The sequence below is a fragment of the Bacillus sp. ISL-35 genome (assembly GCF_018613355.1).
Taxonomy (GTDB): Bacteria; Bacillota; Bacilli; order Bacillales; family Cytobacillaceae; genus Mesobacillus.
In genome coordinates this window covers 574,295-586,230 of record NZ_JAGGQK010000004.1, presented here as the reverse complement: position 1 = coordinate 586,230, position 11,936 = coordinate 574,295, and the positions used below count along the sequence as shown (strand labels likewise).

11 protein-coding genes and 1 riboswitch are annotated in these 11,936 nt (G+C 41.8%); of the genes, 1 reads left to right on the top strand and 10 read right to left on the bottom strand.

Annotation, left to right across the window (positions count from 1 at the left end; translation table 11 throughout):
• Nucleotides 1-157: 157 nt before the first annotated feature.
• The 5 genes from J7E38_RS08870 to J7E38_RS08850 all read right to left on the bottom strand — a co-directional run bounded on the left by J7E38_RS08870 (nt 158) and on the right by J7E38_RS08850 (nt 5,265).
• Nucleotides 158-1,414, bottom strand: a complete 1,257-nt coding sequence (locus J7E38_RS08870; RefSeq protein WP_214705180.1) for a Ger(x)C family spore germination protein — start codon at nt 1,412-1,414, stop codon at nt 158-160.
• Entirely contained in the window at nt 1,389-2,498 is a 1,110-nt protein-coding gene (locus J7E38_RS08865) for a GerAB/ArcD/ProY family transporter (protein ID WP_214705181.1), read from the bottom strand. Before J7E38_RS08865 ends, J7E38_RS08870 begins: the two co-directional genes overlap by 26 nt.
• A 3-nt stretch (nt 2,499-2,501) precedes the next feature.
• A complete protein-coding gene (locus J7E38_RS08860) occupies nt 2,502-4,046 on the bottom strand; it encodes a spore germination protein (protein ID WP_214705182.1) in 1,545 nt (514 codons plus the stop codon).
• A 116-nt stretch (nt 4,047-4,162) separates the two neighbouring features.
• Nucleotides 4,163-4,753, bottom strand: a complete 591-nt coding sequence (uptA, locus tag J7E38_RS08855; protein ID WP_214705183.1) for an undecaprenyl phosphate transporter UptA — start codon at nt 4,751-4,753, stop codon at nt 4,163-4,165.
• Between the two features lie 308 nt (nt 4,754-5,061).
• Nucleotides 5,062-5,265 (bottom strand): hypothetical protein, encoded by a 204-nt coding sequence (locus tag J7E38_RS08850; protein ID WP_214705184.1) that lies wholly within the window; start codon nt 5,263-5,265, stop codon nt 5,062-5,064.
• A gap of 214 nt (nt 5,266-5,479) precedes the next feature.
• Between J7E38_RS08850 and J7E38_RS08845 the strand changes: the two genes are divergently transcribed.
• The gene (locus J7E38_RS08845; RefSeq protein ID WP_214705185.1) at nt 5,480-6,469 is read left to right on the top strand and encodes a potassium channel family protein; all 990 of its coding nucleotides are present in this window, start codon (nt 5,480-5,482) and stop codon (nt 6,467-6,469) included.
• A gap of 229 nt (nt 6,470-6,698) precedes the next feature.
• Here J7E38_RS08845 and J7E38_RS08840 read toward each other — a convergent pair whose 3' ends face one another.
• From J7E38_RS08840 to J7E38_RS08820, 5 genes are all read right to left on the bottom strand, one after another.
• Nucleotides 6,699-7,106 (bottom strand): YugN-like family protein, encoded by a 408-nt coding sequence (locus J7E38_RS08840; RefSeq protein WP_214705186.1) that lies wholly within the window; start codon nt 7,104-7,106, stop codon nt 6,699-6,701.
• Entirely contained in the window at nt 7,099-7,383 is a 285-nt protein-coding gene (locus J7E38_RS08835) for a hypothetical protein (protein WP_214705187.1), read from the bottom strand. The genes J7E38_RS08840 and J7E38_RS08835 overlap by 8 nt, the downstream gene beginning before the upstream one ends.
• A 35-nt stretch (nt 7,384-7,418) precedes the next feature.
• Nucleotides 7,419-8,768, bottom strand: a complete 1,350-nt coding sequence (locus J7E38_RS08830) for a glucose-6-phosphate isomerase (protein WP_214705188.1) — start codon at nt 8,766-8,768, stop codon at nt 7,419-7,421.
• A gap of 185 nt (nt 8,769-8,953) precedes the next feature.
• The gene (locus J7E38_RS08825) at nt 8,954-9,541 is read right to left on the bottom strand and encodes a class D sortase (protein WP_214705189.1); all 588 of its coding nucleotides are present in this window, start codon (nt 9,539-9,541) and stop codon (nt 8,954-8,956) included.
• 165 nt (nt 9,542-9,706) lie between these two features.
• The gene (locus J7E38_RS08820; RefSeq protein ID WP_214705190.1) at nt 9,707-11,500 is read right to left on the bottom strand and encodes an LPXTG cell wall anchor domain-containing protein; all 1,794 of its coding nucleotides are present in this window, start codon (nt 11,498-11,500) and stop codon (nt 9,707-9,709) included.
• A 145-nt stretch (nt 11,501-11,645) separates the two neighbouring features.
• Nucleotides 11,646-11,736: riboswitch (cyclic di-GMP riboswitch) on the bottom strand.
• Between the last annotated feature and the right edge of the window lie 200 nt (nt 11,737-11,936).

The window sequence follows — 11,936 nt, the reverse complement described above, 5'->3', positions numbered from 1 at the left end:
ATTATTGATAAGAAAGGTAGTGAAGTGCTATGCAAGACAAAGACAAAAGGATGACGACAATAGCTCCAACCTTGTTTTTTTGCCGCCACAGCGTTATACCCATCAATAAATAATACAAGATGATAAAAGCTATGGCGATCCACATAATAAGTACCATCTAATCCCTCACTTCTTCAAGGCTAGGCAGTTTTGTCTGTCGTCCAAATTCACCAAATCGAATGGAGATATTCACCTTGACTGCTGCATCAGGATAAGTGTGCATCCAGTCAAATTCACGGAATTCCCGAAGGGTGGCAAACTCTTTCCTCATCGGTATGGATAAATCGAATGTATCTCCTTTTAATTCTTCCTGGCTATAGGCAATAAAATCGGTAAAGTTTTTTTCAATTGCAGCCGTAAGAGACTTTTTTAGCTTCTTAACCTTATCCCGGTTCTTTGCATAATTGGTCATGCTTGGGTCGCTGTATACTTCTATAAATAAAGGAACATCAATTTCAATGGTTGGACGGCCTTTCCCGGTAATCAGTTTAAATTTGTTGTCTTTTTTTTGAGAAATTCTTAAGCTTAGCTTATATCTCTCATCAAAAGGATCTTCAATCGCAGTCAAGATATCATCGGTTGTCCATTTATTGTCTAGTAGACTTGATATCCTAGTCTCTTCCCCAGTTATTTTGCCAACCATCATTCCCTCTTTGAAGACAGCAGATCCAAGGAACTGGGCATTGGCTGTCGTTCCCTCCACTTTAATCTCACCCGCCATAAGGTCATCGTCCGTTGAATGCATTCCATCTTTTTCCGCCATTTTGGTTGTAGCGTAGATGGCCAGATATAGGTCTGAATCTGCTTCCGTGACCCGAAAAAAACTATTCAGATCCGCTTCCGGAATCATGCCAGTTTCCTGACCTCTTTCAATCATGAGTTCTAAAAATTTATGAGGCCTGGATTCAATTTTTGGATGATTATTTTTTATGAATTCAGCCGCATCCTCCTTAGTGACAATAAATTGTGTACTCCGCTTAATTTCGCGATCCTTGGTTGCACTATAGATGACCCTGATAAAATCCGGATCTCTGGCTAATTCTTCTGAAACAATGAGAGCCTGAAGCAGATCATAGGATATTTCCTTCGCCACAACTGTATTGGCTGTATTGCGCGATGAAATAAAATCATCTGCAACCAAAGTCACGATTTCCTGCGTTGGCTCATTCGCTCCGCCTGAAGTCTGCTGTGACCCCACCTCCGGATTGGCAATCAGGTATGTCACACGGAGGTTTCCATCCGGTTTATGCTTATCAAGCCCTATACCAATGACGTATGCTTTATCATCCAGTTCCTTGTGGTCCCAGCATCCCGACAGGCTCAAAGTAATTGCGGCCAGGATCGTCGCTTTAATTATTATAGAGTGAATTTTCATTTTTAAAATCCCCCCGAATTTTTGCTACAACCCACATGAGTGGCGGCAGAATCATAAAGGCAGGACTCAAAACCAAAAGTATTTTTTCCCTTAGGGAGTAGAGAGTGATTGATGGAGCATCCGGTGACAATCCAATTAATACGATAATGGTTGCGATCAAGGGAATGAGGTATTCAAACTCCTTAATTTTAAGAACGCCCCCCAGGAATATGGCGATAAGATATAGATAAAACGAAAAACGGATAAAAGTTGCGACCAGCCAAAAGGGAAAAAATAAGGTTTCAACGTTTGCCAGGAATCCAATTTGGATATAACGGATTGTTTCATGGAAAGGATAGTTCAACATTTCAGCAGTGGTATAATCAAATAAAACAACAAACCCCACAAGTGCCAGGCTCAATTCCACTGTGATAAATCCGAGACTAATGAGGGTGCCTTTTTTCATATCTTTATAAGAAGAAACGATTGGCATGATGAGCGCAAGGAAGAAAAAATCCACAAATATCGAAACATTCTTTACGGAGGCTTTTGCTACTTCGAGTGGCCCTTCACCCCAGATGGGGAAAAGATACCCGATTGTTCCTTCCTTAAAAGTAAAGACCAGGGCAATGAACAACGTAATTTTGATATAGGGGAGCAGTAGCCAGGAAACAGTCCCGATCTGTTCTATGCCCCTCTTAGCTCCATATGCGCAAATAACCATTAAAAGGATGTAAAGGATAATACTTGGTGTTTTCGTAAAATACATGGACCCAATGATGTCGACATAGGTACCCGAGTCTGCTATCACTGCAGCTGTCCCGCCAATTATCAATAGAATAGATAGCATTGTTCCTAAAATTTTACCAAAAAGGTGCAGCAGAATTTCATGCAGGTTTTTTCCTTTATGAGCTGAATACACTTTTATTAATAAAATGACCGGAAAAAGTGAAAGAATGCCAATCAGCAACGATGCCATCCAGCCGGCATTTTTGGCATTTTCATAAATAATCGCAGGAGTGTCATCACTTAACTTCGCCCCAATGGTCAACGAGATGATCGCGAAATATTCTTTTATGCCGATTTTCCCCTTATTTTCCTTCATCGTCTATTCTCCATTAGCCTTTTTTTGTAAATCAGAACTTTTTAAGAAGCCTGGCCTTAATATTTCATTTTTTATCAGCCTGCGGAAAATCGTATCATTCGATGACTTGTAATTTGGTGACATAGGAGCTAAATACGGAACACCAAATGACTTGATTGAAACCATATAGAATAGGCCTCCGACAAACATTGCAGTCATACCATAAATACCCATCACCGCTGCACTCAGGATAAATAGAAAGCGCACCAGTCTTACGGCGAAGTTCAAACTTATATCACTAACTGCAAACGAGCTGAGACCACCAAGTGCGACCACAATAATGACAATGGGACTGATAATATTCGCTTCAACGGCTGCCTGTCCAAGGATAAGAGCTCCTACAATTCCAATGGTTGGACCTATGGGGCTTGGAACGCGAAGCCCTGCTTCCCTGATCAATTCAAATGCCATCTCCATGATTAAGATTTCAATCACCGCGGGAAAAGGAACTTTCTCACGTGAAGCCGCAATTGCCAGCAGTAAATCTGGCGGAATCATTTCAGCATGGAATGTGGTGATTGATATGTAAATAGCAGATGTGAAAATCGTAATAAAGAGAGCCGTCATTCTTAACGCTCTCGTAAAATTTCCATAAAGAAACCTCAGATAATGATCTTCAGGAGTATGGAAAAAAGACCAGAATGTGGCGGGAAGAACGAGACCATCAGGTGAGTTGTCCATTAAAAGGACGATATAGCCATCTTCTAAAAAAGAGGCTGCCCTGTCAGGCCTCTCTGTCGAAAGAAGGCTTGGAAATAATGAATAATTCCGTTCCTCAATATATTCCTCAAGCAGCGATAAGTTCTGGATGGCATTCACTTCAAGACTGCCCAATCGCTTCTTGATGTTGTCAATCAGCTTTTCATTAGCCAAGCCGCGAATATAAAGAACGTACACATCATTGTGGGAACGCTGCGAAACTTCAACGACTTCCACAATCAGGTTCTCATTTTTGATTTTCTTCCGGAGCAGCGAAATATTGACCACTGCTTTTTCATTGAAAGACTCTTTCGGGCCCTTGATTAAAATTTCACTGTCCGGCTTTTCGATTGCCCTGCCCTGGAAATCAGGACAATCAAGAACGTATCCCCTTGCTTCCCCATCCAACAGGAGCAGGGCGTTCCCTTTATTCACATCCTTTACAGCATCCTTGAATACGTCTATTTCATGGACCATCTGGATGGAAACGACATCCTTCACCTGTTTATTTGCTGATGTGTTTTCCGCCAGGGGCTTGAGAATGTTCTCTTCTATACTCTTAACATCCGAAATCGTGCTGATGAAAATGAGGGCAGCATTTTTCCGAAAGCCCTCAAGATACATTTCGCGTAATTTTACATCTTTATTGTCAGGAATGCTGTACAGTTTCCTGATCACCGACAGATTATTTTCAAGATCCGCCGAGAACTTCTGATTCTTTAGGCCAGCCTGCTCTCCCGTCAGTTTGTCCGCTGAGGGAGTAGGTTGTTTCTGCTGTTTTTTGAACAGCCTGAGCATTTCTTTTAACATATTCAATCTACTCCCTGCCAGTACGGTTGGCTTATTTCCTTTTCTTAACTTTTACTAAACTCCTATGTTTTATGAGTTTTATCCATATAAAAAGCTCAGGAAGTTTCCTGAGCACATCAATCCTTATTTTTTTTCCGTGATGCCAGCAAATAGACGACTCCTGCCCCCATGGCAATGATGCTGAGGGGAATTATGTACGGCCTGGCTACGTCCTTGATACCTGACCAGTTCTCGCCAAGGACAATCCCGAGATAGAGGAAGAATACCGTCCACGGAATCATCGCAGCTATCGTATACAGCGTGAACTTGATGGCAGACATGCCAGCAATCCCTGCAGGTATCGATATCGCATGTCTTACGACCGGAATGAACCTCGCTGAAAAAATAACCCCAGGCCCATATTGTTCGAACCATTTTTCCGAGACTTCAAGATGATGTTTGTTGATCAATAAGTATTTCCCATATTTCTCAAGCATCGGGCGCCCGCCTAAATAGCCAAGCCAATACAGGAACAGCTGGGCGAGCGTCCCACCGATGGTTCCCGCTACCACTGCCCCTATAAAACCAATGGTCCCTTCGGAAATCATATAGCCACCGTATCCCAGGACAATTTCACTCGGGATGATCTCAAGCATCAAACCGAGGGCAATCCCTAAATACCCAAGGCTCGACAGCCAGTCCAAAACATTCATAATGAATGCGTGCATATCTTTTCACTCCAGTCGATTGCTTCTTCTCTTTTAAAAATATATTGAACAATGTACAAGTTTATCTCTATTTTTCACTATACAAAACAAAAAGCGCAAGCGCCTTGTTCAGCCCCGACAAGCGCTGGAGGGCCGACCGGTGAAGTCGTTCTTTGACTTCATTGGGCGGACCGAAGCGACTCGAGGGGCTAGGCGCTGGAGCTAGATTAAGAATACTACATATAGTTATCCTCACCTAAACAATTTTCTAATTTCCTAAACAATGAAAAAGAACCCGCCTTTTAGACAGGTTCTTAGGAACGGAAACGTCAGCCACGCCAACCGCCCTTGAAGAGTACCCTCAAACCGATAAAAATAATGACGAAAGCGAAAAGTACGATAACAATGACACCAATAATGACGAAAATGCCTCCTGAAAGAGTCAACAGCATTGGACCGTAGTGAATCAATGCCCATCCAGCGACCATACAGGCGAGAAATAACAAAATGTTGGATCCCCAGTTGAATGACATTTAATAATCCCTCCTTTCCCTATTCAGCATATGCCAGGAATCTATATTGGTACGGGCTAATGAACAATTATCGCTTTTTTGTGTAAAAGTGTGTTTGCTCGACAAGAATAGAATTACATAAATTTTCCTAAGCCTGTTTTTCAATAGAGAAAAAAGGGAAAAGTAATTATTGCTTTCCTACATATATAGCAAGAGTGAAAGAGGAGGAATCAAAATGACGAATCAGTTATATATGCGCTTTGTCAGGCTGCCGATTCTTGCAAGAATCCTGATGATTGCCGCTTTGATGATATTCCTGTTTGGATCTGCCATCCATTATATTGAGCCCAAAAGCTTTCCGACCATTTTTGATGGGGTCTGGTGGGCGATCATTACAGCATCTACAGTTGGCTACGGAGACTTTTACCCTGTATCTACTGTTGGAAGAATAACCGCGATGATCTTGCTTCTGGTCGGGACTGGATTTTTATCATCCTATTTCATTCATTTATCTGCAGCTACTGTAACCAAACAGAATGCATACGCGGAGGGGAGAGTTGGTTATAAAGGGGGGAATCATATCATCATAATCGGCTGGAATGAAAGGTCTCGCACGATTATCAGGTCCCTCATCCGATCTGAATCCATCATTCTTATTGACGATACACTGGGTTCTAATCCAATCAAGGATGACAATGTACATTTTATCAGGGGGCGTGCCAACAAGGATGAAACTTTATTGAATGCCCGCATTTCAACTGCCAGAAAAGTAATTATTACTTCAGACCAAAATCTGGATGAGCTGCAGGCTGATATGAATACGATTCTAACACTGCTTGCCATCAAAGGACTGAATCCCGACATCCGCTGCATCGCTGAAATCCAAACGAGCGAACAGGTCAATAATGCGAGGAGGGCTGGCGCGGATGAGCTGATTCCCGCTAATGCTTTGACCAGTGCAGTCCTTATGAACAGCATCGCCTCTGAGGATGTTGTGAGTCCATTGTTGGACTTGCTAGGCGTATTAAATGGCAAACGCTTGACATATATAGAGGCGGAAACCGCTCTGATTGACAAGCACTTCCAGGAAGCAAGCAGCTCTCTGTTGAAAGAACGCAATACGATCCTGATTGGCATAAAAAGAGGGGATGACATAATCGTCAACCCCCAAAACAATATCAAAATCAAATATGATGATCAGCTTCTTGCCATTTCAAACGATTGATAATGTTCACAGTCTTGCCAGTTCAAAGGATTAGTGATGATCAGCTTCTTGCTATTTCAAACATAATGATGAATAGCTTCTTGCGATGTTAAACATTACTGATGATAAGGCCTTTTGTCATTTCAAACATTAATGACGATTAGACCTTTTGCCATTTCGAACATTAATGACGTTTTGCCTTTTGCCATTTCAAATATTAATGGTGGCCAGCTTCTTGTGATTTCAACCATCAATGATGCAATAAGGCAATTTCTACTTCGCGGACAAGTGATCGTCCGACTTCAATGTACTTTTCCGGAAAGCTCGCATCCTTATCCACTGGTTCCTGGAACTGGTTGAAGGATGCGCTGGCATTTCCAATCTCTGCATGGTCATCAAGACCTCGCTGATACTTATGCGAAAGCAGGAATGGTCGCTGAAGTGCGACAGTGCAGCCTTTTGAGTCCAGCTGTCCATCGATCGCTTTAAACGGGAGACGCAAAAATTGATAGCCCACCTCGTCATCGATTTTATAGTCAAAGGCTCCATGGTCATAATCCCAGTTTCCCCCTACGGAATACCCCAACGGTTTAAGCAGCTGTTCCAGTTTGTAAAGATCAAAATGTTTGCCCTCAAGCTCAGATTGTATCTCAATCAATGGTTTGTCCGCCTTTCCAAATGTTTTTGCTTAGTTTTAACCAAAATAGGCGATTTAATGAGCGGTGAAAGTGTGGATTGGCCCAAGGAGCCGGGGTTGAACCGGGTGTTGGTGTGGTGTTTAGTGCCTTTATTGGCGAAAATATAATTTTATTGGCGTTTCCACTATTTTTTTGGCGAAACTTTCTTTTTTTGGCGATTTGCACATGTTTATTGGCGAAATCAGAATTTATTGGCGAACTGGAAATTCCGCATGATTTTTTCCAATTTCTAAACAAAAAGGAGCACCCATGTGGGTACTCCTTCCTCATCATTATTTAAGTCGCTTTTCCAATTCCGCTTTCTTTTCTTCAAAGCCAGGTTTTCCAAGCAATGCGAACATGTTCACTTTGTATGCTTCGACGCCCGGCTGGTCGAATGGGTTTACGCCAAGCAGGTAGCCGCTCATTGCGCATGCTTTTTCAAAGAAGTATACCAGGTATCCGAATGTATACTCATCAAGCTGGGGAATTTCCACAACCAGGTTCGGTACGCCTCCATCCGTATGGGCAAGCATTGTGCCTTGGAATGCTTTATTGTTCACGAAATCAACTGTCTTGCCAGCAAGATAGTTCAAACCGTCTAGATCGCTATCAGCTTCTTCAATTGTCAGCTCATGGCGAGGCTTTTCCACCTTGATGATCGTCTCGAACAAATCACGGCGCCCTTCCTGCACATACTGTCCAAGGGAGTGAAGATCTGTTGAGAAGTTAGCTGAAGAAGGATAAATACCCTTCTGGTCTTTTCCTTCACTTTCGCCGAACAGCTGCTTCCACCATTCAGAGAAGTACTGAAGGGATGGCTCATAGTTGATCAGCATTTCGATTGTTTTGCCTTTATTGTAAAGCGCGTTACGGACAGCAGCGTACTGGTACGCAGGGTTTTCTTCAAGCTCGGACTTGCCGAAATCTTCCCTTGCCTGCGCTGCACCTTTCATCATCGCTTCGATATCTGAGCCGCTGACAGCGATCGGCAGTAAGCCTACTGCAGTCAACACAGAGTAACGGCCGCCAACATCATCCGGAATCACGAATGATTCGTAGCCTTCTTCGTCAGCAAGAGTCTTCAATGCACCGCGTGCTTTGTCTGTAGTCGCGTAGATGCGTTTGCGTGCTTCTTCCACACCATACTTCTCCTCAAGCATCTTGCGGAAAATGCGGAAAGCAATCGCTGGCTCGGTTGTTGTACCGGATTTTGAGATGACATTAATGGAGAAATCTTTTCCATCTAAAAGATCCATCACATCTGTCATATAAGTAGAGCTGATGTTGTTGCCGATAAAAATGACCTGCGGAGTTCTGCGCTTTTCCTTTGGAATAGCGTTGTAGAAGCTGTGCTGTAAAAATTCCAGTGCTGCACGTGCTCCAAGATAAGATCCGCCAATGCCGACTACGAGCAGGACATCAGAATCACTTTTAATCTTTTCCGCTGACTTCTGAATGCGTGCGAATTCTTCTTTATCGTAGTCGACAGGGAGATCAATCCAGCCTAAAAAGTCGCTGCCTGCACCCGTTTTTTCATGTAACGAATGGTGTGCTACTTTTACAAAATCCCTTAAATATGTAACTTCGTGTTCACCAAAAAAGCTAAGCGCCTTTGAGTAATCAAAACGAACATGTGTCATGTCTGATCCTCCATTATTTTATATTCTCTATCACTTTATCGAAATGAATCTCAATAATCAAGAAACACCCCCAAATGTAAGCGTGCCCAATTGTGAAATTTTAAGTAAAGTTTAAAATTAGTTCTCCAATCAGGCACTCCTACTATTTTTGTTTATCCAAAGGGTATAGAATAGTAACTCCCTAATTATGGAATCTGCTTAGCTTTAACAATCAGCCTGTGGGTCGCAGTATCAATCGGGGTGCAGGTGATGAGAGTTAAAGTCTTTTCATTTTTACTGCCGCTTAATACAGAAACATCTTCAGGTTCTACTACTAGGGTTTCATAAACTTTGTATTGGAATGTTCCATTTTGCCCCTTAACAGTAACTACATCCCCGGTACCAATTTCATCAAGACGATTAAACATTCTTCCATACGAACGGCTTCGGTGGGCAGCAATTGCGCTGTTTCCCGGTGCACCTGGAAGGGAGGTTCCATTTAACAGACCTGAACCCACACCAAGGTTACCCTGCGAGGCGCCATACAGGATCGGTAAGCGTAAATTGATTTTATCAATTTCAATTACACCAAGCATACCGGAATTGTTGCGCTTTGAGCTTTCCTCTTCGATGGTTGAGCTTGTGGGATCAACCAGTTGGTTTTGATCGACTTGATCCTGTTCTTCTGCTTTGAAAACACCATTAAGTTCATCCAGACTCTCTTTTGCAGCTTGCTGGTCAAAAGTGACATCAGCTGCTTCAGCTTCAAATGTTTTTGCTTCCCAATCATTCATCAACTTTTCCTGCTGATAATCAGTATATAAATTTGATATGGATGGATATAAAAACAGAAACACTCCGGATATTATAAGCATTAAGGATAGTATTTTTTTCATATTGCACACTCCCATTCAATATTAATTCAAAAATAAAGAGGGGAATCTCTTCCCCCCTCTCCTTTAGTTACTGATTGGCTTTCTCATTCTTAATCCTGTACCTGCTGCCATAAGAAGGAAGCCTACTATATAGAACATCATATTGCTGCTTTCTCCTGTTTTTGGAAGTACTTTTCCGGACCAGTTTTGTTTATCGTACCCTCCGGAATTATTATCATTATTGCCAGTTATTCCGGTCTCATCATCCTTGTCAACATCTGTCTCATTGCCAACATCAGTCTTATCATCAGCACCGAGGACTGCTTCATCAATTTTCAAATGAAGAACCTGGTCTTTCAATTCAAAAGAGAGCATGCTAAGCGTGATAAATTTGGTCGTTCCATCCTCAAACTCTAGTTCTATCCCCTTGATATTGGTAACATCTAAACCGTTAGCGAAAATAAGTTTCCAGAGGTTGTTAATCCGGGTGAGTTCGATCTTCTCGCCGCCTTTAATCACCAATGTCAACTTGACTACTGTTTTAATATCCAGATTAAGATTGATATACAGTTCTTTAACTATTTCAGTAACATCTGGTGATTCTCCATCTTGGTCGGAATCTTCGTCGCTATCTCCTGTTCCATTCCCTGGTTCTTCTGTATTATTATCCTCAGGTACTGTACAGTCCTCAATCCAATAATTAATTGACCCTTCTGCTTCTACTCCAACTCTAAGGTCTTCGATTTTATAGACTCTTTCAACGCCTGATTCAAATACAAGCTTAAATTCCGTGATATCATCCTTTGCAAATTCACCATCATCTTTGAGCTTATAGAGCGGGGAGTTACCTGGGTTGGACATTTCTTCCCACTCACCATTTAATTTAACAAACACACTCTTAACTGGAGCAACGCAGTTTTTCAGATGGAGGTGAATCTCTGTGCTTTTGTTGCCATTCTCTTCACCGTTATCATCTCCTGGTTCCTCTGTGCCTACACCAGGGTTCACTGTCCCGTCGCCTGGCTCTTCAGAAATGTCTTCTTCGTCAATAGAGCAGCTCTCAAGCCAATAGTTAATGGATCCTTCCGCTTCTTTTCCTACCCTAACTTCATCCATTGAATATATTTGTTCAGTTCCTGACTCAAACGTAAGCCTGAATGCAGTAATATCATCCTCTACAAACTCACCGCCATCTTTCAGTTTATAAAGTGGCGAGTTACCCGGGTTTGACATCTCTTTCCAAACTCCTTTTAACTCGACCGCTACTTTTTCAACATCTTCTGGGCAGTTTTTCAAATGCAGGTGGATTTCTGTGCTTTTATTGACATTCTCTTTAGGGCCCTCGATAGATGCCATGTCTTCCATATCGTTTTCTTTTTCTTCTTGAGCGGCATTGGCATTTTCGTCTTGACTTGAACCATCTTTTGCTGATTGATTCGATTCATCTTTTCCGTCTGGAGTTGGGTCATGATTTTGTTCTTGAGTTGTTGCCTCTTTTTCTTCTTGAGTTGAGTCATTGTTTTCTTCTTGTGTTGAGTCACCATTTTGTTCTTGAGTTGTTGCCTCATTTCCTTCCTGAGTTGATTCATCGTTCTCTTCTTGTGCTGAGACATCATTTTGTTCTAGACCTGCCTCAGCGTTCTCTTCTTGAGTTGACTCGTCATCCACTTCTTGGTTTGAGTCATTGTTTTCTTTTTGAGTTGCTTCTTTGCTTTCTGCTTGATTTGAATTCTCGGCCTCGCTTTTCAATTTTGTGTATTCTTCCTTATCTAGTGACACACCTTCATTTTCATTAGCGAATGCCGGTACTGTTAGTGAAAATAACATTAGGAATGCAATCGAGACTGCTGATAATTTTTTCATAAAAGTCGTTTTCAATTTCTCGTCCCCTTTTATATTGGTATTGAAAATTTGCTCGTAAAAATAACTGAATATTCAGTTATTTAAAATAATGTGTATCCTCCTTTCCGTAAAAATTCACCTATGTTTAGACAAAAAAAGCCGCCTGGAATAATACTTTTTCCATGGCGGCTGGACGGTCATAGCTGCATTTTCGCAGCCTTAGACTCCTGGCTTTGCGTCCCTGCTTTTCAACAGGTTTGCTATTAGCATGAATGATGTTTTTTGTTTATGTAAAATATTCCTCGGCTTCCTTGTCTTACATTTTTAAGAATTACCACAGTTACCCAGCAGGTTAAACATATAGTCCTATTAAATTTTTTGGTAAATTTTTCTCCTAATGTATTTATCACCCGTAAAAGGGGTCCTTTTCATTATTTTTTTCTTTTTCCTAATGGTTTTTATAAGATCATTG